General features: G+C 52.0%; 22 protein-coding genes. 18 read left to right on the top strand and 4 right to left on the bottom strand.

Annotation, left to right across the window (positions count from 1 at the left end; all coding sequences use genetic code 11):
* Positions 1-191: 191 nt before the first annotated feature.
* Together GQ51_RS05080 and nadB are read right to left on the bottom strand one after the other, a co-directional pair.
* Complete coding sequence (locus GQ51_RS05080) at positions 192-683, bottom strand: thermonuclease family protein (protein ID WP_052177708.1); 492 nt, start codon at positions 681-683, stop codon at positions 192-194.
* A gap of 21 nt (positions 684-704) precedes the next feature.
* A complete protein-coding gene (gene nadB / locus GQ51_RS05075; RefSeq protein ID WP_047550600.1) occupies positions 705-2342 on the bottom strand; it encodes an L-aspartate oxidase in 1638 nt (545 codons plus the stop codon).
* Positions 2343-2710: 368 nt separating this feature from the next.
* On the opposite strand from nadB, the gene rpoE reads away from it, so the two are divergent.
* The 18 genes from rpoE to GQ51_RS04985 all read left to right on the top strand — a co-directional run bounded on the left by rpoE (position 2711) and on the right by GQ51_RS04985 (position 19241).
* Positions 2711-3328 (top strand): RNA polymerase sigma factor RpoE, encoded by a 618-nt coding sequence (rpoE, locus tag GQ51_RS05070; protein ID WP_235276168.1) that lies wholly within the window; start codon positions 2711-2713, stop codon positions 3326-3328.
* 44 nt (positions 3329-3372) lie between these two features.
* Positions 3373-3858 (top strand): sigma-E factor negative regulatory protein, encoded by a 486-nt coding sequence (locus tag GQ51_RS05065; RefSeq protein WP_047550597.1) that lies wholly within the window; start codon positions 3373-3375, stop codon positions 3856-3858.
* A gap of 5 nt (positions 3859-3863) precedes the next feature.
* Complete coding sequence (locus tag GQ51_RS05060) at positions 3864-4859, top strand: MucB/RseB C-terminal domain-containing protein (protein ID WP_235276167.1); 996 nt, start codon at positions 3864-3866, stop codon at positions 4857-4859.
* A 38-nt stretch (positions 4860-4897) separates the two neighbouring features.
* The gene (locus GQ51_RS05055) at positions 4898-5392 is read left to right on the top strand and encodes a SoxR reducing system RseC family protein (RefSeq protein ID WP_047550594.1); all 495 of its coding nucleotides are present in this window, start codon (positions 4898-4900) and stop codon (positions 5390-5392) included.
* 50 nt (positions 5393-5442) lie between these two features.
* Positions 5443-6870 (top strand): DegQ family serine endoprotease, encoded by a 1428-nt coding sequence (locus GQ51_RS05050; RefSeq protein WP_047550591.1) that lies wholly within the window; start codon positions 5443-5445, stop codon positions 6868-6870.
* A gap of 226 nt (positions 6871-7096) precedes the next feature.
* Complete coding sequence (gene lepA, locus GQ51_RS05045; protein ID WP_047550588.1) at positions 7097-8890, top strand: translation elongation factor 4; 1794 nt, start codon at positions 7097-7099, stop codon at positions 8888-8890.
* A 32-nt stretch (positions 8891-8922) separates the two neighbouring features.
* A complete protein-coding gene (gene lepB / locus GQ51_RS05040) occupies positions 8923-9702 on the top strand; it encodes a signal peptidase I (protein WP_047550586.1) in 780 nt (259 codons plus the stop codon).
* A 77-nt stretch (positions 9703-9779) separates the two neighbouring features.
* Positions 9780-10169: a DUF4845 domain-containing protein gene (locus GQ51_RS05035; RefSeq protein WP_052177706.1), complete on the top strand. Its 390-nt coding sequence runs from the start codon at positions 9780-9782 to the stop codon at positions 10167-10169.
* A 24-nt stretch (positions 10170-10193) separates the two neighbouring features.
* Complete coding sequence (gene rnc, locus GQ51_RS05030) at positions 10194-10886, top strand: ribonuclease III (RefSeq protein WP_047550583.1); 693 nt, start codon at positions 10194-10196, stop codon at positions 10884-10886.
* A complete protein-coding gene (era, locus tag GQ51_RS05025) occupies positions 10883-11800 on the top strand; it encodes a GTPase Era (protein ID WP_047550581.1) in 918 nt (305 codons plus the stop codon). Before rnc ends, era begins: the two co-directional genes overlap by 4 nt.
* Before the next feature lie 207 nt (positions 11801-12007).
* On the top strand, positions 12008-12742 hold the full coding sequence (gene recO, locus GQ51_RS05020; protein WP_047550578.1) for a DNA repair protein RecO: 735 nt from the start codon (positions 12008-12010) through the stop codon (positions 12740-12742).
* 178 nt (positions 12743-12920) lie between these two features.
* The gene (gene pdxJ / locus GQ51_RS05015) at positions 12921-13649 is read left to right on the top strand and encodes a pyridoxine 5'-phosphate synthase (protein ID WP_047550575.1); all 729 of its coding nucleotides are present in this window, start codon (positions 12921-12923) and stop codon (positions 13647-13649) included.
* 18 nt (positions 13650-13667) lie between these two features.
* Entirely contained in the window at positions 13668-14045 is a 378-nt protein-coding gene (gene acpS / locus GQ51_RS05010) for a holo-ACP synthase (protein ID WP_047553915.1), read from the top strand.
* The gene (locus GQ51_RS05005; RefSeq protein ID WP_047550572.1) at positions 14042-14881 is read left to right on the top strand and encodes a tRNA threonylcarbamoyladenosine dehydratase; all 840 of its coding nucleotides are present in this window, start codon (positions 14042-14044) and stop codon (positions 14879-14881) included. The genes acpS and GQ51_RS05005 overlap by 4 nt, the downstream gene beginning before the upstream one ends.
* A 197-nt stretch (positions 14882-15078) precedes the next feature.
* Complete coding sequence (gene ppk1 / locus GQ51_RS05000) at positions 15079-17142, top strand: polyphosphate kinase 1 (protein ID WP_047550569.1); 2064 nt, start codon at positions 15079-15081, stop codon at positions 17140-17142.
* 15 nt (positions 17143-17157) lie between these two features.
* A complete protein-coding gene (locus GQ51_RS04995) occupies positions 17158-17631 on the top strand; it encodes a SixA phosphatase family protein (protein ID WP_047550566.1) in 474 nt (157 codons plus the stop codon).
* Between the two features lie 229 nt (positions 17632-17860).
* Entirely contained in the window at positions 17861-18256 is a 396-nt protein-coding gene (locus GQ51_RS04990) for a PA2779 family protein (protein WP_047550563.1), read from the top strand.
* A 16-nt stretch (positions 18257-18272) separates the two neighbouring features.
* On the top strand, positions 18273-19241 hold the full coding sequence (locus GQ51_RS04985) for a PA2778 family cysteine peptidase (protein WP_235276166.1): 969 nt from the start codon (positions 18273-18275) through the stop codon (positions 19239-19241).
* Positions 19242-19298: 57 nt separating this feature from the next.
* On the opposite strand, the gene GQ51_RS04980 is transcribed toward GQ51_RS04985, so the two are convergent.
* Together GQ51_RS04980 and GQ51_RS04975 are read right to left on the bottom strand one after the other, a co-directional pair.
* On the bottom strand, positions 19299-19778 hold the full coding sequence (locus GQ51_RS04980) for a hypothetical protein (RefSeq protein ID WP_047550556.1): 480 nt from the start codon (positions 19776-19778) through the stop codon (positions 19299-19301).
* 81 nt (positions 19779-19859) lie between these two features.
* Positions 19860-21380, bottom strand: a complete 1521-nt coding sequence (locus tag GQ51_RS04975) for a Ppx/GppA phosphatase family protein (RefSeq protein ID WP_047550554.1) — start codon at positions 21378-21380, stop codon at positions 19860-19862.
* Between the last annotated feature and the right edge of the window lie 106 nt (positions 21381-21486).

Genomic DNA, 21486 nt, shown 5'->3' with positions numbered 1-21486 from the left:
TCTAGGCATATGTGGTTATATTCGGTATTTGGATACGGAAGATAATCAGGGTAAGAGACCGCTACGCTGATTGGTTGGCGTAGGGTAAATGAATTGCAGGGGATTATACGTAAGATTGCGATTAAAGCCAGCAATACTTTTTAATTAAATCCGTTAGCGCGCATGGGCATTTTGTGGGTCCGGGGTCATGGCTATCTGGCAGCCGGATATGCGTTCTGGTGCAAACGGCGCCAGACCCACGGCGGTATTGGGTTTTCTGCGCCCCAGAGGCCGATATGCATTTTGCGTGCAGTTGCGGCGGCATGCTTGATGGCGAGGTTGTTAGAGTATTTTTCGTTATGCCAGGCGTAGCCATGCTCGGCCATGTATAGACTGGCATCGGTCCGGTTGCACTCCAGCTTGCCCAAGTGGCGGTTATATTTGTCCTTGCCGGCCAGCTCAACGCTGATGGTGCTGTCTTTGCACAGGTTGAAGAGCGCGCGGCGCGCTTTCTGGCCGAATGCCTGGTTGCGCTCTGGAGCGTCAATGTCGGTCAGGCGCAGTTTCAGCCTGTCACCGGTATTGGATTTCAATTCAACCGTATCGCCATCGTAGACGTAGCTGACCGCATAGCTGATGTCAGCGTGGCTTGTTGCGGATGATAAAAGCAGCAGGCCTGCAAAAAGGGAACGCAGTAATGACATCTTCAAGTGCTTTGTTATGTTCTAGTGACGGTGTTCATGCTGATGACCGTGTTCGCGGTCAAGCAGGCTGTAATAGTTGGATGGTTCCAGCACTGTCGGGATGGGGTCGGCATCCGTGTTGGGGTGGTCTTTGCTGTAATGCAGGCCGCGGCTTTCCTTGCGTTCCATTGCGCTTCTTACGATCAGTTCGGCAACCTGCAATAAATTACGCAGTTCGATCAGGTCGTTGCTGATCTTGAAATTGCTGTAGAACTCATGCACTTCGTCACGCAGCATATGGATGCGATGCAAGGCGCGGCTCAGGCGTTTATCCGTGCGTACGATGCCGACATAGTTCCACATGGAGCGGCGCAGCTCATCCCAGGTATGGGTGATCAGCACTTCTTCATCAGCATCGGTGACGCGGCTCTCATCCCAGTAAGGCAGGATGGGCACAGGCTTTTCCGGCTGTTTCAGGATGTCTTCCGCGGCGGACTGGCCGAATACCAGGCATTCAAGCAGTGAATTGCTGGCAAGGCGATTTGCGCCGTGCAGGCCGGTGCATGCAGTCTCGCCAATCGCGTAAAGGTTCTTGATGTCGGTGCGGCCTATATCGTCTGTCATGATGCCGCCGCACATGAAATGTACTGCCGGCACTACCGGAATCGGCGTTTTGCTGATGTCTATGCCCAGTTCCAGGCAGCGGCGGTAAATGTTAGGGAAGTGATCCTGGATGAATTCCAGCGATTTATGCGAAATATCTACATAGACACAATTCAGGCCGCGTTTTTTCATTTCAAAGTCAATGGCGCGCGCTACGACATCGCGTGGCGCCAGTTCTGCCCTGGGGTCATGGTTTGGCATGAACCGGGTGCCGTCGGGCAGCTTCAGTATGCCGCCTTCACCACGGACGATTTCTGAAATCAGGAAGGATTTTGCCTGCGGGTGATAAAGGCAGGTGGGGTGGAACTGGATAAACTCCATGTTGGCGACGCGGCAGCCTGCACGCCAGGCCATCGCTATGCCGTCGCCGGTGCTGACATCCGGGTTTGTCGTGTAAAGGTAGACTTTCCCGGCGCCGCCAGAGGCCAACACGGTGTTCTGCGCGCCGATGGTGATGACTTTGCCTGTGATGTTATTCAGCACATAGGCGCCCAGGCAGGCGTTGCTGTTGAGTAGCCCCGGATCTTTTACTTTCTGTGTGGTGATCAGGTCGACTGCGATATGATTTTCAAGCAGGGTGATATTGGGGTGCTGGCGGACTTTCTGCGCCAGCGTGGTCTGCACCTCGCGGCCGGTCGCATCGGCAGCGTGTATGACCCGGCGATGGCTATGGCCGCCCTCGCGGGTTAAATGGTAACCGCTGTCATCCTGCTCGCGTGTAAAGCTGACACCTTGCTCGATCAGCCACTCGATGGTTTCCTTGCCATGCTCAACCACTTTTCTGGTCACGGCTGCGTCACATAGGCCGGCGCCGGCTGTCAGGGTATCCTGAATGTGCGCTTCTATTGAATCTTCGTCGTTCAGTACCGCTGCAATACCGCCTTGAGCCCAGTTGCTGGCCGAATCGTCAATGGTACGCTTGCTTATCAGGCATATTTTCTTGTGCTCCGCCGTGCGTAGTGCCAGAGACAAACCGGCGAGGCCGCTGCCAATAATTAAAACGTCAAATTGCTGCATAGGTTTTTAATCTGTAGGGGTGAGGTAAATTGAACTCAGGAGGAACTAACGAGAGTGTATCGCGGTCACTGTAAAAGGCAATAGCAATAGTGCAGCAAGCATGAAATAGTGCAGCAGGGATGAAAAGCAAGTGCTTTAGGTTATTAATGAGTAAAGGGTGTTTTTGTTGATTCAAGTTGCTAATTTCAATGAATGGAAATACCCTAATGACAGTGAGGGAATAACTAATGATACAGCCCGGTAAAATACAGGAATTTACGCAATTAAACTTCATGCAACCTTCGTCGCAAGGGTATACTAATGAGGTCGGCAGGCGTGATAATAAAATTGAACAAAATAAGACTGAGACTACAGGAAATCTTACAGTAGTGGCTATTACTCCAACTCCAGGTAATCGTGAGATCGATCATGAGCTTGTATTGCGCGCGCAGCGCGGAGATAAGCGTGCCTTTGGTCTGCTGGTGGATAAGTACCAGCGCAAATTAGCGCGCCTGCTGTCCCGCATGATCCGCGACCAGTCTGAAATCGAAGACGTGGTGCAGGAATCATTCATCAAAGCCTATCGTGCTTTACCTAATTTCCGCGGTGACAGTGCTTTTTATACCTGGCTGTACCGTATCGGTATCAATACCGCTAAAAACTACCTGGTTTCAGTCGGCCGCAGGCCTACGGTGAGCACCGATATTGAAATCGAAGATGCTGAGAATTTCGATAGCGGTGATGAACTGCGCACCACAGAAACGCCTGAATCAAGCATGATGACCAAGCAGATCGCGCAGACCGTGAACGATACGGTCGAGGGTTTGCCTGAAGAGCTGCGTACAGCGATTACATTGCGTGAGATTGAAGGCCTCAGTTATGAAGAGATCGCCAATATCATGGGGTGCCCGATAGGTACCGTGCGTTCGCGCATTTTCAGGGCGCGTGAAACCATTGCCTTAAAATTGAGGCCGTTGCTGGATACGCCTGAGAATAAACGTTGGTAAGAATAGAATTTGTGGGAGCTTGGTTTAGTGTTTAGGAGCAAAAAATGAGTGAACAAATATCCGCTTTGATGGATGGCGAGATTGCGGTGGAAGATGCCGGACATCTGATGTCATCATTGCAATCCAGCAGGCAGTCAGCCGAAACCTGGAGCCAATACCATCTGATTGGCGATGCTATGCGCGGTAGTCGGATGCTCAGTAAGGATTTCAAGCAGAATCTAATGCACAGGATTGATATGGAGCCTACGGTGCTGGCGCCAAAGTCACTTCAGGTGAATGCAGAAAAATCGTCAGAAGTTAAAGACAGGCTGCCTGCCAGGTGGGCGATAGCGGCATCTTTTGCTGCGGTGATGGCGGTAGGCTGGATGGCGATGCAGCAAGTGCAGCCCGGCAGCGCAGTACCTGCAATTGAAATGGCAAAAGCTGAGGCAGTCGAACAGGCCATTCCGAATGAATACATGGCAGCGCATCAGTCATCCGCGCCATCTGCGAGTTCTTATTACATTCAATCAGTGAGCTATACGGAGTGATGTTGATGAAGTATTTTGTCCTGGCCAGAAATCTTGCCAGTGCATCACTGATTGCAGTTTTACTCTCAAGTTTAAATAGTTATGCTTCTGAAGAGGATTCCTGGCAGGTTTTGCAGAAAGCGGCAGTTGCGGCGCATGCTTTGAGCTACAAAGGTATCTTTGTCTGCCAGACCGCCAAACAGGTGAAATCGGTAGAGATTACACATCTGTTCGATGGCCAGAATGAATTTGCACGTAACGTGGTTCTGGACGGTTCGCCGCGCGAAGTATTTAACCAGAGCGGAAATGTCGTGATTTACAACCCGCGCAACGGCAAGATTTTCATTGAAAAGCGCCGTGCCCAGAATATGTTTCCGGCGATTTTACCCACTGACCTTGATTCTATCCGTGCCAGTTATACGCTGCGCAGTGGCGAGGCCGAGCGCATAGCGGGGCGTGCTGCGCAGGTGCTGGTGCTGGAACCCAAGGATGGGCTGCGTTACAGCTATCGATTTTGGGTTGATACCGAGTATGGCTTGCTGCTGAAGTCGGTCATGCTCAATAACCGCAATGAAATCCTGGAAAGCATAGGCTTCAACCAGGTCGCCTTGATGAAGACGGTTGAGCTGGACTGGTTCAAGCCCAGGATAGATCACAACAAGAGCTACGTGATGGAGCAGGAGCAGGAATTAATTGCTGATCCCGGATCGCCGATCGACTGGGAAATCAAAGTGCTGCCTCCTGGCTACCGCAAGGTGGATCAGGTGATCCGTAAGGTTCAGGGTAAGCCTGCGCCGGTTATCCACGTGATCTTTTCCGACGGCCTTGCATTCGTTTCGCTGTTTATAGAGCCTGTGGTGAAGCCGACGAAAGAGAAGCCGGCGCCCAAAAACGTGCTGACGACAACCGGTAACACCAGTTTTTATGCCAATGTGAATAACGGGCATCTAGTGACGGTGATCGGTGAAGTGCCTGAGGCCACGGTCGTCCAGATTGCCAATGCCGTTGTATTTAAAAAGTAACCGCATTTAAAAGTAACCGGATAGTGTAGTTTACAGCCATGATTGAAGAATTTGCAGTAGTGACAAAGCGTTTCGATGACCATGTCATGCTTGAAATCGAAAGACGCACCGCCTGCGGCCTCTGCGGCCAGAAACGCGGCTGCGGTAATGCCACCTGGGGCAGGCTTCTGGGGCATGACAGCCATGAATTTGCGGCTGATAACGCGATCAATGCCAATGTCGGAGATAGTGTGGTGGTCGGTATTGATGAGCGCGTTGTACTCAGTTCCGCTTTTTACCTTTATGTCGTGCCGCTTTTTACCATGCTGCTTGCTGCAGTGCTGGCTGATGCCCTGTTGGATAACGAGCTTTACGTCATGCTGGGTGCGGCCCTTGGGCTGCTGCTGGGGTTTGCCTGGGTGAAAGGGCATCTGGTCGGTTTTGGCCGGGTCAAAAAACCGTACGGCAAAAAATTCCGTGCTGTTGTCCTGCGCCATGCAGGTGATACAGGTTCCTGTGAAAATTCAAACCAAAACATCACCGGTCATGATTGATGCAGGTGTGGATACGATTTGTGTAATTTCAAACTAAACGAGGTGAGTAGATGAAGAAAAGTTGGATTGCCGCAGTTGCTTTCAGTTTGATTGCTGTGGTTCAGTCATATGCCTATGCCAAGGATTTGCCGGACTTTACCGTGTTGGCCGAGACACAAGGGCCTGCCGTGGTCAATATCAGCATTACGCAGAATATGAAAGCGGAAAATGCTGTGCCGTTCCCCGGGATGCCCGGCGATGAGCAGATGCAGGAATTCTTCAGGCGTTTCGGCATTCCTATGCCAGGGCAGGTGCCAGGCCAGAATGGCGCACCGCAGCAGGAATATAAATCGCAGTCACTGGGTTCCGGTTTTATTATCAGCAGTGACGGTTACATCTTAACCAATGCGCATGTGGTGGCCGAGGCGGACGAGGTGATTGTCAAGCTGTCGGATAAGCGTGAGTTCAAAGCCAAGATCATCGGTGCCGACAAGCGTACCGATGTCGCTTTGGTGAAGATCGAGGCCACCGGCCTGCCGAAAGTGACCACCGGAGACCCTAATAAATTGAAAGTGGGCGAATGGGTTGCAGCGATTGGCTCACCTTTCGGGCTGGAAAACACGATGACTGCCGGTATCGTCAGCGCAAAAGGCCGCGCATTGCCGCAGGAGAATTTTGTGCCATTCATCCAGACCGATGTGGCGATCAACCCAGGCAACTCCGGCGGGCCGCTGTTTAACCTGGCCGGCGAGGTGGTGGGCATCAACTCCCAGATTTATAGCCGCAGCGGCGGTTCTATGGGGCTCTCTTTCAGCATTCCGATTGACGTGGCCCTGGATGTGTCCAATCAGCTTAAAGCCACCGGCAAGGTTAACCGTGGCTGGCTCGGTATCGTCATTCAGGAATTGAGCAAAGAACTGGCAGAATCATTTGGCATGAAAAATACGAATGGCGCCCTGGTCTCTGCTGTTGAAAAGAACGGGCCTGCCGATAAAGGTGGCCTTGAAGCCGGCGACGTGATCACCAGGTTTGACGGTAAGCCGATTACCGCATCCACTGATTTGCCGCGTGCTGTTGCAGCAGCTAAACCCGGCAAGGTTGCGGCGGTAGAAGTGCTGCGCAAGGGCAGCCAGAAAACCCTGAATATTACGGTTGGTGAAATGCCGACCGAAGGCACCGAGGTTGCGCAGACAGCAAAACCTGCAGCCAAGCCGGAAGTTAACCGCATTGGCCTGGTGCTCAAAGAGGCAACCGCCCAGCAGCGCAAGAAGCTGAGTGGTAAAAATGGCCTGGTGGTTCTGGATGCGCAGGGAGCCGTTGCCCAGGCGGGTGTTCGCCGTGGCGATGTAATCCTGGGGCTGAATAACTCCGAGGTGCAGAGCCTGGAACAGTTTAATAAGCAACTGGCAGGGTTTGCCGCAGGCAAGTCTGTTGCATTGCTGGTATTGCGCGGTGAAAACACTTTGTACGTGCCGGTGAAAATTCCGGTCGGTAAATAGGCATTGCATCATGCCTGCGGTAATCAGTAGATGTTAATACTTTGAATTTGCTGTAAAATCCGAGCTGTTCAGTTTAACAACAAGGGCGCCTAGAGCGCCCTTGTTGTTAAACCGGTAAGTCGGATGGAAATCGGGCTTGTCTTAATACCAAATAGAATCAGTACCAGTAGAACCAGGTTGTAAAATTTAGCCAGTTATTGAAATCGTCACATATTAAAAATACACCATGAAAAATATTCGTAATTTCTCCATCATTGCCCACATCGACCACGGTAAGTCTACGCTGGCTGACCGGATCATCCATATGTGCGGTGGCCTGGCTGATCGCGAGATGGAGGCGCAGGTGCTTGATTCCATGGATATTGAGCGTGAGCGCGGCATTACGATCAAGGCGCAGACAGCGGCTTTGCAGTACAAGGCGGATGATGGCCAGGTCTATCAGCTGAACCTGATTGACACACCGGGGCACGTGGACTTCAGTTATGAAGTGTCCCGTTCACTCTCGGCTTGTGAAGGGGCTTTGCTGGTGGTGGATGCCAGCCAGGGTGTAGAAGCGCAAAGCGTGGCTAACTGCTATACAGCGCTTGACCTGGGTGTGGAAGTCACGGCAGTGCTGAATAAGATTGATTTGCCTTCAGCCGACCCGGATCGGGTGATCCAGGAAATCGAGGATGTGATCGGTGTCGATGCGAGTGATGCCGTGCGCTGTTCGGCCAAAACCGGTGTAGGCGTGCGCGATGTGCTGGAAGCGGTGATCGCTAAAGTGCCGCCGCCTAAGGGTGATGTAGCCCAGCCCCTGAAAGCATTGGTCATTGATGCGTGGTTTGATAACTACGTTGGTGTGGTGATGCTGGTGCGCGTGATCGACGGTGTGCTGAAGCCTAAGGAAAAAATCCGCCTGATGGCAACGGGCGCCGAATACCTGTGCGAGCAGGTGGGTGTGTTTACGCCTAAATCGCTGCAAAAGACTGCGCTCTCTGCGGGTGAAGTAGGCTTCGTGATTGCCGGGATCAAAGAGCTGGCTGCTGCTAAAGTCGGTGATACCGTGACCTTGGCCGGCAAGCCTGCTGCCGAACCTCTGCCGGGTTTCAAGGAGGTGAAGCCGCAAGTGTTTGCCGGTTTGTATCCGGTCGAGTCCAACCAGTTCGAGGCTTTGCGCACGGCGCTTGAAAAACTCAGCCTGAATGACGCCAGTCTGCTGTTTGAGCCTGAAAATTCGACTGCGCTGGGTTTCGGTTTCCGCTGCGGTTTCCTTGGTTTGCTGCATATGGAGATTGTGCAGGAGCGCCTGGAGCGTGAATACGATATGGATCTGATCACTACTGCGCCGACCGTGGTGTATGAGCTGCTGCTTAAAAGCGGTGAGGTGGTGCAGATCGAGAATCCGTCCCGCCTGCCGGAGCCTTCGCGTATTGAAGAGATCCGCGAGCCCATGATCGTGGTGAACCTGCTGATGCCGCAGGATTATGTAGGTCCGGTAATGACCTTGTGTAACAATAAGCGCGGTATCCAGCGCAATATGCAGTACATGGGCCGCCAGGTGATGCTCAGTTACGAGATGCCGCTGAATGAAGTGGTGCTCGATTTCTTTGATAAGCTGAAATCTGTTTCCCGTGGCTATGCAAGTATGGATTACGAGTTCCTTGAGTTCCGTGCCGCGGATCTGGTGAAACTGGATATCATGGTGAATGGCGAACGCGTGGATGCGCTAAGCCTGATCGTGCACCGGAGCAGCAGCGTCTACCGAGGCCGTGAAGTGGCTGCCAAGATGCGTGAGCTGATTCCACGCCAGATGTTCGATGTGGCGATTCAGGCCTCAATCGGTGCCAACATCATTGCGCGTGAAACGGTGAAAGCCATGCGTAAGAACGTTCTGGCGAAATGCTACGGCGGTGATATTACCCGTAAGCGCAAGTTGCTGGAGAAACAGAAAGAAGGTAAGAAACGCATGAAGCAGGTGGGCAGCGTTGAGATCCCGCAAGAAGCGTTCCTGGCCATTTTGCGGGTTGAAGATAAGTAGTCTTAAAACATACAAAATTAAGGTAAAACGCCATGATGTTCGCATTGTTCATGATTGTCATATTGATAGTAACCGGCTTTATCTGGCTGCTGGATATTCTTGTGCTAAGGAAAAAGCGCCCGGCAGGCGTAGATGAGCCTATTCTGGTGGAATATGCAAAAAGCTTCTTTCCGGTAATCCTGGTCGTGTTTTTTGTACGCTCGTTTATCGTGGAGCCATTTAAAATCCCGTCCGGCTCCATGATGCCTACCTTGTTGGCCGGTGATTTCATCCTGGTGAATAAATTCACTTATGGCCTGCGTGTGCCGATACTGAACAATACTTTTTTAGAGGTGAACCAGCCTCAACGCGGTGATGTGGTGGTGTTCCATTATCCGCCGGCACCGTCAGTGGATTACATCAAGCGTGTCATCGGCCTGCCAGGTGACAGGATCCGCTATCAGGATAAAAAACTGACGATCAACGGCGAACCGGTGCCGCAGGCCCTTGCCGGTGATTATGAATACGTAATGGCTGGCCTCAATGTGATCGTGGCGAAAAAATATCGTGAACAGCTGGACAGCGTACAGCATGATATCCTGATCCACGATGTCGTCGGCAGCTATGATGAAGACAGCCTGGGCGGGAAATTCTTAAAGGATGAGGAGATTACCGTGCCGCCAGGACATTACCTGGCCATGGGTGATAACCGGGATAACAGTTCGGATAGCCGGGTGTGGGGATTCGTGCCGGAAAGAAATCTAGTCGGCAAGGCGTTTTTTATCTGGATGAATTTTGATCAGGGTTCTAGAATAGGTAATTCGATTCATTAATATTTTTGCAAAATAGCTTTGAGCAATACGTGTTATATAAAATAGCATCTCAAACTCAATCAATCACGGGGAAGAACATGACAAATCACTTGAAGAATTATCGCGCTGACCATAAAACACAGAATGGTGTGACGTTGATGGGCCTGGTCGTTGTATCTGCTTTGCTTGTTGTCGTTGCGCTGGTTGGCATGAAGGTTGTGCCTGCCTACATGGAATTCCTGTCGGTTAAAAAAGTGCTGAGTGCCATGAAGCAGGAACCTCTGGATACGATGAGTGCGAGTGATATCAAAAAGTCTTTTGATAAGCGGGCCAATATTGCCTATATTTCAGTTGTGAAGGGCTCAGATTTAACGATTGAAAAAACCAGTTCCGGTACAACCGTCAATGTGGAGTATCAGGTTGTCAAACCGATTGCCGGCAATATCAGTGTGTTAATTGATTTTTCTACACAGGGTGATGCAAAGTAAGACCATGCATTTTAAAAGTCAACAATGATTCAGCAGGAATTAGCCAGGCGCCTGTCGCATACTTTTACTCACGTTAATCTGCTGACGCAGGCGCTGACGCACCGCAGTTTTGGCGCCCACAATAATGAGCGCCTGGAGTTCCTGGGTGATGGCGCTCTCAACTTCATTATTGCCAATCAGCTTTACCAGCGCTTCCCGAAACTGGCAGAAGGTGATTTGAGCCGCTTGCGCGCGCAGCTCGTAAAAGAGGCAACATTGAGTGAACTGGCGACATCCCTTAACCTGGGCGATGCGCTTAAATTAGGTGAAGGTGAGTTGAAAAGCGCAGGCTGGCGCAGGCCTTCCATTCTGGCCGATGCGCTGGAAGCCATTATCGGCGCAGTTTATCTCGATGGCGGTTTTCACGCCGCAGAAGCGTTTGTACTTGGGCTTTACGCAGCCAAGCTGGATACGATCGACCCGAAGGTGATTGATAAAGACCCCAAATCATTACTGCAAGAGTTGCTGCAAAGCAGAAAAATCGCCGTGCCGGAATACACCGTTACGCTTACCAGCGGTGAAGCACATGCCCAGAAGTTTGTAGTGGAGTGTTTTATTCAGAAACATGATATTCGCACCGTAGGCGAAGGCAGCAGCCGCCGGCTTGCTGAGCAGCAGGCAGCCCAGCTCGCCTTGCTGGAAATCAAAAAAAACTATATTGGAAAAACTAAAAAATGACAGACCACGACTTCGAAGCAGATATTGGTGAGGCATCCGTCTTTAAATGCGGAACGGTGGCGATCGTCGGCCGCCCGAACGTGGGTAAATCTACTTTGTTAAACCACATTCTGGGTACCAAGTTAGCCATTACTTCACGCAAGGCGCAAACCACCAGGCATCGCTTGCTGGGCATCCATACCACGGATGACACCCAGTATCTGTTTGTGGATACGCCGGGTTTCCAGCAGAAACACCTTAATGCCCTGAATAAAGGCTTGAATAAAACCGTGACGCAGGTACTGTCAGAAGTCGATGTGGTGCTGTTCGTGATTGAGCCGATGAAGCTCGGCGATGCTGACCGTATGGTGCTCAAACTGCTGTCGGAAACAACACCGACTATCCTGGTGGTGAACAAGCTGGACCTGATGGGTGATAAAGGCAACCTGTTGCCGCTGATCCAGGATTTTGACCTTGAGTTCCCGTTTGCGGACATCGTGCCGGTCAGTGCCAAAAAGACGCTCAATATTGAAGAACTGCTGACCACTATCCGCAAATACCTGCCGGAGCAGCCGGCAATCTATGCCGAAGATGAACTGACTGACAAGAATGAACGCTTCCTCGCTGCGGAACTGGTGCGTGAAAAAGTATTCAGGTTCTCAGGGGATGAAATTCCGTATTCAGTAGCTGTGGAAATCGAAAAGTTCGAACAGGTTGGCAAACTGCGCCGCATTTTCTGCGCAGTGATCGTCGATAAGGAAAGCCAGAAGCCTATGCTGATCGGCAAGGGCGGCGAGAAGCTCAAGCAGATATCCACCGAAGCGCGGATGGATATGGAAAAACTGTTCGGCGGAAAAGTGTATCTTGAAGTCTGGGTGAAAGTAAAAGGCGGCTGGGCAGACGACGAGCGGGCGCTGAAGAGTCTGGGATATTGATTGTTAACCGCCGATGCACGCCGATAAACGCCGATTTCAGATCATCGAAAAAGTGAATCAGTGGTTTTGTCATTAGAATCTCAGTATAAATTTCTTTCTTGTTTGGAAATGATAGAGATGTGTATTGCCGCAGTGTCCAGAGAAATATAATTCATGGGTTTTATCTGCGTTTATCGGCGTGCATCGGCGGTTTAAATTAAAGTTGTTATGGCTACAGTCACTACACACCGGCAGGATAACCAGGCAGTTTACGTGCTGCATACCTATCCGTTTAAAGAAACCAGCCTGGTGGTGGAGTTGTTTGCGCGCAATTTCGGGCGCGTTGCAACGACTGCCAAGGGGGCAAGGCGTCCGCGTTCAGCGATGCGCGGCCTGCTGCAGGCGTTTCAGCCAATGTCTGCAACCTGGTCGGGCAAGCAGGAGCTGAAAACATTGCACAGCCTGGACTGGAACGGCAGCCTGTTGCTGTTGCAGGGCGAGGCGCTCATGTGCGGCTTTTACCTCAATGAGCTATTGCTGCGATTGCTGCCGCGTGAAGACCCGCATGAGGCATTGTTTGAATATTATGCAGACACACTGCAAAGACTGGCGACCGGGCAGGATTTAGCAACAATTCTGCGCAGGTTTGAGCTGAAGTTCCTGCAGGAGTTAGGTTATGCCATTCCGCTGGCAACGGACATGGATGATGAAGCAATTGTTGCAGCGCAAAATTATCGCTATGTGGCAGAATCTGGTGCGTTCAAGTTACAGGGCGCCTTGGGTAAATATGACAATGGCGTACAGTTGCTGGGCAAAACCCTGATTGATATGGCCAATGATGATTATGGTCAAGTGCAAACCAAGCAGCAGAGCAAGCAGCTCATGCGTTATCTGCTGGCGCATTACCTGGGTGATAAGCCGCTGCATACAAGGCAGTTATTGATAGATTTGCAGGATTTTTAGTTTTAAGTTAACCGCCGATGCACGCCGATAAAAACAGCTTGAATTGCTAAGTATTTTACAAGTAGTTTGAATTTAAAATAAGTACTAACAACTACTGTATAAAGTTAAACTCAAAAAGTTTTATCTGCGTGCATCGGCGTTCATCGGCGGTTAAAACCAAGTTTTTAGAAAGTCAAAAATGATTAAATTAGGTGTCAATATCGACCACGTCGCAACCATACGCCAGGCGCGTGGCACAAAATACCCGAGCGTAGTGCAGGCGGCTTTGCGCGCCGAGCAGTCCGGTGCGGACAGCATTACCCTGCACCTGCGTGAAGACCGCCGCCACATGCAGGATGCCGATATATTCGCGCTGCGCCCCTTGTTGCAGACCAAGATGAATCTCGAGTGCGCAGTGACGGATGAAATGATCGATATCGCCTTGCAGGTCGCGCCGCAGGATGTATGCCTGGTGCCGGAACGCCGTGAGGAGCGCACGACAGAGGGGGGGCTGGATGTTGCGGGAAATTTCAGCAATGTACAGAAAGCCGTCAAAAGGCTCAGCGATGCCGGCATCCGCGTTTCGTTGTTCATCGGCCCGGATATTGCGCAGATTGATGCGGCAAAGAAAACCGGTGCGCCGGTGATTGAATTGCATACCGGCACCTTTGCCGATGCCGAGCATGAAACGGCAAAAGCTGCCGAACTGGAGCGTATCAAAGCAGCGGTAATGCATGCGCTTGATCTGGGGCTGGTCGTGAATGCAGGGCATGGCCTGCATTATCACAATGTACATGAAATCGCAGCCATCCACGGTTTGGAAGAGCTGAACATCGGCCATGCCATCGTGGCGCATGCGCTGTTTGTGGGCTGGGACAATGCAGTGCGTGAGATGAAGGCGCTGATCAAAGAGTTTGCACCCGAGTAACTTGTCACGTAAATGCATATGATATTTGGCATAGGCACAGACATCGTTGAAGTTGCGCGCATCAAGGCATCACTTGAAGAATTCGGTGACGCATTCGCGCAGCGCATTCTGGCGGAAAGTGAATTTGCCAGTTATCTCGCATCCGGCATCAAGCCACGCTTCCTGGCTAAGCGCTTTGCCGCAAAAGAAGCATTTTCCAAAGCCCTGGGTACCGGTTTGCGCGCGCCGGCTACTTTGCAGAACATTGCAGTCTCGCATGACGAGCTCGGCAAGCCGATGCTGATCCTGGCGCCGGAGTTGCAGGTTTTTCTGCAAAGCAGGAATATCAGCCACACGCATATCAGTATCAGTGATGAAAAAAACCTGGCTGCAGCATTCGTGGTGCTGGAAACATGACGGTGGGTAATTCAACCGTTCCCGATGATGATGTCGATGTCGCCAGGCGATTCGGCGGCGTGTCACGGCTTTATGGCGCGGAGGGCTTGGCCAGGCTGCAGTCAGCGCATATCTGCGTGATCGGCATTGGCGGAGTCGGCAGCTGGGCGGCAGAGGCATTGGCGCGCAATGCGGTCGGCACCATTACGCTGATCGACCTGGATAACATTGCCGAATCCAATGTGAATCGCCAGCTGCATGCAGTGGATGGCGCTTTTGGCAAAGCCAAGGTAACCGCAATGCGCGAACGCATCCACAGTATCAATCCGCTGGCAACCGTGCATGAGATCGAGGATTTCGTGACGCAGGAAAACGCGGGAGAGATGTTGAGTCGCAACTATGACGGCATCGTTGATTGCATTGATGACGCCAAGGCCAAAATGGCAATCGTGGCTTTCTGCAAATCAAACAATATCCCGATAGTGACCACCGGCGGTGCCGGCGGGCGCCTCGACCCTACCAGGATCAGGCAGGCTGATCTGTCGCTCGTGACGGGTGACCGCTTGCTGGCCAAAGTCAGGAACGGCCTGCGCCGCGATTATGCCTTCCCTAAAGGCGACGATTCGAAGAACAAAACCTCCCGGCGCAAAGCCTCACTGTTTGGCATTACTGCCATTTATTCCGATGAAAATGTCATTCAGCCCAACCGTACCTGTGAGACCGATGCCGAGGCCGCCGTCACCGGGCTGAATTGTGCCGGCTATGGTTCCAGCGTCTGTGTGACGGCGCCTTTCGGATTCGCTGCCGCGGCGGCGCTGTTATCAAAGGTACTTGCGTCTAAAATACTTGCCGAATAAAGCGGATTTATCCGTGGAGGTTCCGCTTCTTGCATGGTTTCATATGCATACCTCTGGCACCGCATTGGAACTTTGCAATACAATCAAGCGCTGGTTTGGTTTTTTGTGTGGCTGACGCGGTTTCATTTTCACCGTAACTTCATTAAATTGTCATAATTGACGCATAGTATGTTTGAAACTATATTATTGTTAATAACATGCGGACGATTAATTCCCCAATAAAACTCCTGAATCGCGACATCAGTATTCTTGCGTTCAATGAGCGTGTCATGAGCCTGGCGCAGAACACAGAGTATCCCCTGCTTGAACGCCTGCGTTTTCTTTCGATTGTTTCATCAAACCTGGATGAGTTCTTTGAGGTGCGTGCGGCACCGCATGTCGATGCCATGCGTGATGGCGAGCAGCAGAGTGACGTGAATGTCGAGAGTTATCAGGCGATCTCAAAAGTAGCGCATGCCCTCGTCGATAAGCAGTATGACATTTTCAACAATGAACTGGTGCCGGCACTTGAAGCGCAAGGCATTCGCCTGGTATCGCACGGTGAGCGTACGGCTGAGCAGAAGCGCTGGGTTTCGCGCTATTTTGATTCGAATGTACGCCCATTGCTGGTGCCGGTAGCGCTGGATCCTTCGCATCCGTTTCCGCAGGTGGCCAATAAATCGCTCAATTTTATTGTTTCTCTAGGCGGCACGGATGCTTTCGGGCGGCAGAATAATATTGCGATCGTGCGCGTCCCCAGGGCTTTGCCCAGACTGATTAAGCTGCCGAAGAACCTGAGCGGCAAGCAGCAATTGTTCGTTTCCTTATCAAGCATCATACGCACGCATCTGGAGAGCCTGTTTGCCGGGCGTGAAATGCTGAGCTTTTCACAATTCCGCGTTACCCGGCATTCAGACCTGGCTGTGGATGAGGAAGACGTGAAAAACCTACGTACCGCATTACGCCAGGGCCTGGTGCAGAGAAACTTTGGCGATGCGGTGCGCCTGGAAGTCTCCAACAGTTGCGATGAAAAACTGGCTAAATTCTTATTGAAACAGTTTGACCTGCCTAAAGAATCGCTTTATCGCGTGCATGGTCCTGTTAATCTGGCACGTTTGATGATGTGGGCGAATCTTGCCGAAGGCAGTCATCTCAATTTCAAGCCGTTTGAACCTAAAATCAGCGCTTTGCTGCAGCCTAACCAGTCATTTTTTACACAGCTGAAGCAGCAGGATATCCTGATTCACCAGCCCTATGAAAGTTTTGAATCGGTCATCGATTTTCTGCGTGAGGCCGTCAATGACCCCGATGTACTGTCTATCCAGCAGACAATTTACCGTACCGGTTCAGACCCGCGTATGCTCAAGCTGCTGCAGGAAGCCGTCCGGCGCGGCAAGGAAGTCATGGCAGTCGTGGAGCTGAAGGCCAGGTTCGATGAAGAAGCCAACATCAACTGGGCTGAGGATCTCGAATCAGTCGGTGCGCAAGTCGTGTATGGTATCGTAGGCCTGAAGACACATGCAAAAATGCTGCTGGTGATGCGGCGTGAGGGCGCAGGCCTTAAATACTATGGTCATGTTTCTACCGGCAATTACAATCCTAAGACCGCGCGTCTTTATACCGATGTCAGCATGCTCACTGCCGACCCCCAGATTACCCGCGATATGGAGCATCTGTTCAGGCATATCGCCAGCCAGGTCAAGCTGCCACGCATGCAGAAGCTGCTGGTCGCGCCATTTAACCTGCATAAGCAGATGCTCGCCAAGATCAGGGCGTCCGAAGCGGCTGCCAAGGCGGGCAAGCCGGTTCGTATTATCCTGAAAATGAATGCCTTGACCGATGAAATGCTGGTGCGGGCGCTGGTCAGGGCAGGGCGCGCCGGGGTGGAAATCGACCTGATACTGCGCGGCGCGTGTATCCTGCCGGTCAATGCAAAGGGGCTGGATGGCCGCATCCGTGTACGCTCGGTGATTGGCCGCCTGCTGGAACATTCGCGCGTGTTCTATTTCAAGATTGATGCCGATGAATGCATGTGGCTTTCAAGTGCGGACTGGATGAACCGCAACATGATGCGGCGCGTGGAAATCGCCTGGCCGATCACCGATGCCAAAAACCGCGCCAGGATCCTGCAGGAATGCTGCCAGGTCTACCTGGATGATAATCACGATGCCTGGCTGTTACAGGATGACGGCAGCTATCAATTAAGTGCAAGCCAGCCTGCGCTTGCCAAACTGCCGGTGTTCAGTGCCCAGCAGTTCCTGATACAGAAATATGCCGATTAAACGAATGGAATATCTATGGCGGATTTAATATTCTGGCGGCATGCCGAGGCTGAAGATGTCAGCGCCAGCGGCAGGGATACAGACCGCGCCTTGACCAAACGCGGCCGTAAAGATGCGGCCAGGATGGCAAAGTGGCTCAGTGATTACCTGCCTGCCGTCACAGTGGTGCTGTGTAGCCCTGCACAGCGTTGCCGGGAAACGGCAGCGGCACTGTCTGCATTGAATCAGGCGCCAGTGAAAATCGAAGAGTTTTTAAGCGTGGACAGCAGTGCGGAGCGCATCGCCAGAGAGCTGGCCTCTAAATATAGCGCTAAAACAGTATTGATAGTCGGGCATCAGCCGAACCTTGGATTACTGATCACGAAGCTGCTGGGTATGCACCAGAGTGCCGGCGTCGTTAAGAAAGGCTCGGTCTGGTGGCTGCGGCAACGCCTTGTCGGCAATGATGCAACATATTATGTCCACACCGTCAGGCAGCCTGATAGCTGAAGCGTCAAGCTTTTTCATCTCAAGATTCAAACTATTAAGCTTGTAAAGTTAACGGTATGCATAATTGTATATCTGTGATATTTTTGATGTGCGTTCTATGCATCAGGCTGCCTTAACGATTTGCGCTTTCCGGGATGCGCATGCCACTTGGCGAATAGTTTAAGGCCGGTTGGTGATTAAATTCTTACGGATATCGAGAAGCTTTAAATTCACTCAAGGAGTATTTATCATGATTTTTGTTAAACGTTTTTTCACTGCATTTCTTGCGGCATCAATATTGTTTACCGGTTCGATCCAAACCGTTCAGGCAGCCATGATCAGTGCAGGGCAGGTTGCCGAGAGTGCAGTGAGCAATGAAGGCAACCAGAACCGCGCGCTGATTGTTGCCGCACTGTCACGTGAAGATGTGCAGGCGGCACTGGTGGCCCGTGGCATAGACCCGGCACAGGCACAGGATCGTGTGGCTGCATTGACTGATGAAGAAGCCGGCATGGTTGCTTCACAACTCGATACGGCACCGGCTGGCGGCATTATCGGTGCAATTCTGCTGGTGTTCTTCGTGCTGCTGCTGACCGATATTCTCGGATTCACCAAGATTTTCCCTTTCACAAGGTCTGTCCGCTAGATACACGTCATTGTCATTGACAGCGTTTTCTACCAGGCCGGCCAGTATGCTGCTTAAAGGCAGCATGCTGGCTTTTGCATTCCTGCTCAGCGCCTGTGCTGCCACGGGTGTGCGCGAGGCCACGCACGATCCGCAGTTGCCCCGGCATGCGGAATTGGCCGCTACTCCGTTCTTCCCGCAGGAGCAATATCATTGCGGTCCTGCCGCGCTTGCAACGGCGCTTAATGCAGTCAACATCGGCGTCAGTCCCGATCAGCTCGTGCCCGAGGTTTATATCCCCAGCCGTAAAGGCAGTCTGCAGATTGAAATGCTGGTTGCCGCACGCAGGCATGGTGCCCTGGCTGTGAAGATCGAACCGGAACTCGGTGCCGTGTTGAAAGAGATCGCGGCCGGCAACGTCGTGGTCGTGATGCAGAACCTGGGCTTATCCTGGGCGCCCTCGTGGCATTATGCAGTCGTTGTCGGTTATGACCTGGATAAAGAACTGGTCTGGCTGCGCTCCGGCACTTTTAAACGCTTTGAAATGACCTTGAGCACTTTTCAGCGCACGTGGGCACGCAGCCAATATTGGGCGTTCGTTGCATTAAAACCGGGCAGCCTGCCTGCCAGCGCCGGGGCAGACGCAGTGGCTGCGGCACTGGTCAGCTTTGAGAAGGCTGCGGATGCCGCCGACCTGCAAGTGGCTTATGCTGCCGCTGCCAGGCAATGGCCAAGGCACCTGGTAATATTGACGGGGCTCGGAAACAGCGCCTATGCTGCCGGCGACCTGAGCGGCGCCGCAAGCGCATTCCGCAATGCCATTGAAGCATATCCTGATTCCGCAGCCGCGCACAACAACCTTGCGAATGTGCTGCTTGCGCAAGGCGATGTTACTGCCGCCAGGGCATCTGCCGAAAAAGCGCTGCAACTGGCTGAAAAAGACCGTAAGCTGCAATCTCAGATTCAGAAAACCCTGGACGAAATCAACGCACACTCAGCCAGGTGATCCTGTCAGGCTAAAATTAAGGGCTAGGAATTCATTCAGCCTGGCAGGGTTTACATGTTATTTCTTTTTCGGCCGGCCGGTTTTAATGGCCGGTACTTTCGCTAAAGCGGCTTTTAAGGCCGCATCTGTCATGGCGCTGAGCTGCATGATGCCTGCGCGCAACAGTTCACTTTTCTTGGCTGGCTGGCCTAATGTATTCAGGCGTTCTTTCAGTACATGAAACTGCGCATACTCGGTTTTGGGCATGGTAAAGCTGTCACGCTCCATTTTGAGTTTTGGCGTCTTTTCTTTTGCGGGTTTCTCGGCTTTTTTAGGCGCGGCAGTTTTCAATGCCTCACCGCCTGGAGCAGGTTTTACGGCCGCTTTTGCTACAGGTTTGGCTGCTGCGGTTTTTGCTACAGGCGCTTTAACGGTGGCTGGTTTAGTCGCGACGGCTTTTGTCGGTGCGGCTTTTTTTTCCGGCACTGTTTTTTCAGATGCTGTTTTCTCAACAGGGTCTTTCAGTGCGGCAGCTTGTACGGGGTTGATTTTTGACATAGGGGCACCTTTCCAATAAACGATATAAACAGTTTATATCGTTTATTCTTTAATGCAAATGAATTTTTTATGACAGCATTCTCAGCCGGCAAGCAGCTCCAGCTGCCAGTGGGTTTTTTGCCAGGCCAGTGTTTCTTCATCCAGCAGGTAATAGGATTGCGGGTACTTTTCTGGCCAGTAGCCGGGGAGCGCCAGAGTGATCTTATGGGCAATAAGTGATAGCTGGATGCCACGCAGGTTGGGTTTTTTGCGTGCATGGCACATAATGACGGCAAGGCGCAGGCACAGCAGCTGCATGGTGAAGATGCGGTTTGACAAGTCGGCTTCCAGGCGCTTGATCTTGCCGCGATGCCCAAGTATCAGCAGGCTCAGGCAATGCAGTTCACTTTGCGCAAACCCCTGCGGTTCCGTATGTTCCAGGATGTAGGCGCCGTGAATATGCGCATCGACCGGGGAAATCATGCTGCCGATCTCATGCAGCTGCGCCGCCCAGCGCAGCTTTCGCGTGTGTATCTGCTGCTCGCCCACGGCAAAGTTGATATCCTGCGTTACTTTTTCAAACAGTTTTACGGCGACATTCGCTACGGTATTGGCATGGTTCTGGTCTACATCGAACTTTTTAGCCAGGCGGCGTAATGATGCGTTCCTTAAATCCAGCATGTCGTTTTCACGCGCCAGCATGTCGTAAAGAAGGCCGTGCCTCAAGGCGCCTTTGGCTACATTCAGCGATTCGATCTGCAGGAACTCGAATACTGCGATCAATACCGACAATCCGCCGGCAATTACCGGCTTGCGGTCTTCACGCAGGCCGTTCAGGCGCACTTTCTCGGCATTGCGCGCGCGCAGCAGTTCTTCGCGCAGCCAATGGAGACCTTCCCTGGTGACAACATCCGGCGGCCTGCCGTATTGCACCAGCACGTCAGCAACGGCGCCTATGGTGCCGGAAGCGCCATAGGCGACATTCCAGTGCCTGTTGCTGTAGTGTTCGCCTAATGTTTCGAAAATAGACTCGGCTGCGATCTGGGCGCGTGAAAAGGCTTTTTCAGTGAATTCGCCGGAGGGGAAATGCTTGAGCGACCACGCTACGGAACCAACATGCAGCGAGGCTGTGTGGTGGGATTTAAAGCCCTGGCCCAGGATGAACTCGGTAGAACGGCCGCCAATGTCGATGACCAGCCTTTTTTCGTCGGATTGAGGCAGGAACCGGTTAACGCCCTGGTATATCAGCCGCGCTTCTTCAACGCCGGAAATCACCTCTACATCAAAGCCCAGGGTTCTATTGGCAAGTTTCAGGAAAACATCGCGGTTATTGGCCTCACGCAATGTCTGCGTGGCGACTGCACGCACATGCGATGCATCAAACCCGTGCAGGCGTTCGGCGAATCTTGCCAGGCAACGCAGGCCGCGTTCAATCGCTTCTGGCGTGAGGTTGCGGTCTTCATCGAGGTCGCCGCCCTGGCGTACCGGTTCTTTAATGTACTCAACGCGTTGTATCTGGCCGCCATCGAGACGGCCGATTTCGAGCCGGAAACTGTTCGAGCCAAGGTCTATTGCGGCTAATAGCGCTTTGTCTGCTGGGGTCGGGGTGTCGTTGTTTTCCATAATTATTTGCCGGTGAGATTGCGCCAGATATTGTGCATTCTAGTCTTGTAAAACAATATTATTGTTTATTTTTATGGTTTTTGTTTGAAACTTTGATGACAAATCG

Source organism: Methylotenera sp. G11 (assembly GCF_000799735.1).
Classification (GTDB): domain Bacteria; phylum Pseudomonadota; class Gammaproteobacteria; order Burkholderiales; family Methylophilaceae; genus Methylotenera.
This window is presented reverse-complemented; position numbering and strand designations above follow the sequence as displayed.

What these genes read in the sequence shown, in the direction of transcription:
- GQ51_RS05080 (WP_052177708.1), bottom strand. Translation starts at nt 683, where the DNA reads ATGTCATTACTGCGTTCCCTTTTTGCAGGCCTGCTGCTTTTATCATCC.
- nadB (WP_047550600.1), bottom strand. Translation starts at nt 2,342, where the DNA reads ATGCAGCAATTTGACGTTTTAATTATTGGCAGCGGCCTCGCCGGTTTG.
- GQ51_RS05065 (WP_047550597.1), top strand. Translation starts at nt 3,373, where the DNA reads ATGAGTGAACAAATATCCGCTTTGATGGATGGCGAGATTGCGGTGGAA.
- GQ51_RS05060 (WP_235276167.1), top strand. Translation starts at nt 3,864, where the DNA reads ATGAAGTATTTTGTCCTGGCCAGAAATCTTGCCAGTGCATCACTGATT.
- GQ51_RS05055 (WP_047550594.1), top strand. Translation starts at nt 4,898, where the DNA reads ATGATTGAAGAATTTGCAGTAGTGACAAAGCGTTTCGATGACCATGTC.
- GQ51_RS05050 (WP_047550591.1), top strand. Translation starts at nt 5,443, where the DNA reads ATGAAGAAAAGTTGGATTGCCGCAGTTGCTTTCAGTTTGATTGCTGTG.
- lepA (WP_047550588.1), top strand. Translation starts at nt 7,097, where the DNA reads ATGAAAAATATTCGTAATTTCTCCATCATTGCCCACATCGACCACGGT.
- lepB (WP_047550586.1), top strand. Translation starts at nt 8,923, where the DNA reads ATGATGTTCGCATTGTTCATGATTGTCATATTGATAGTAACCGGCTTT.
- GQ51_RS05035 (WP_052177706.1), top strand. Translation starts at nt 9,780, where the DNA reads ATGACAAATCACTTGAAGAATTATCGCGCTGACCATAAAACACAGAAT.
- rnc (WP_047550583.1), top strand. Translation starts at nt 10,194, where the DNA reads ATGATTCAGCAGGAATTAGCCAGGCGCCTGTCGCATACTTTTACTCAC.
- era (WP_047550581.1), top strand. Translation starts at nt 10,883, where the DNA reads ATGACAGACCACGACTTCGAAGCAGATATTGGTGAGGCATCCGTCTTT.
- recO (WP_047550578.1), top strand. Translation starts at nt 12,008, where the DNA reads ATGGCTACAGTCACTACACACCGGCAGGATAACCAGGCAGTTTACGTG.
- pdxJ (WP_047550575.1), top strand. Translation starts at nt 12,921, where the DNA reads ATGATTAAATTAGGTGTCAATATCGACCACGTCGCAACCATACGCCAG.
- acpS (WP_047553915.1), top strand. Translation starts at nt 13,668, where the DNA reads ATGATATTTGGCATAGGCACAGACATCGTTGAAGTTGCGCGCATCAAG.
- GQ51_RS05005 (WP_047550572.1), top strand. Translation starts at nt 14,042, where the DNA reads ATGACGGTGGGTAATTCAACCGTTCCCGATGATGATGTCGATGTCGCC.
- ppk1 (WP_047550569.1), top strand. Translation starts at nt 15,079, where the DNA reads ATGCGGACGATTAATTCCCCAATAAAACTCCTGAATCGCGACATCAGT.
- GQ51_RS04995 (WP_047550566.1), top strand. Translation starts at nt 17,158, where the DNA reads ATGGCGGATTTAATATTCTGGCGGCATGCCGAGGCTGAAGATGTCAGC.
- GQ51_RS04990 (WP_047550563.1), top strand. Translation starts at nt 17,861, where the DNA reads ATGATTTTTGTTAAACGTTTTTTCACTGCATTTCTTGCGGCATCAATA.
- GQ51_RS04980 (WP_047550556.1), bottom strand. Translation starts at nt 19,778, where the DNA reads ATGTCAAAAATCAACCCCGTACAAGCTGCCGCACTGAAAGACCCTGTT.
- GQ51_RS04975 (WP_047550554.1), bottom strand. Translation starts at nt 21,380, where the DNA reads ATGGAAAACAACGACACCCCGACCCCAGCAGACAAAGCGCTATTAGCC.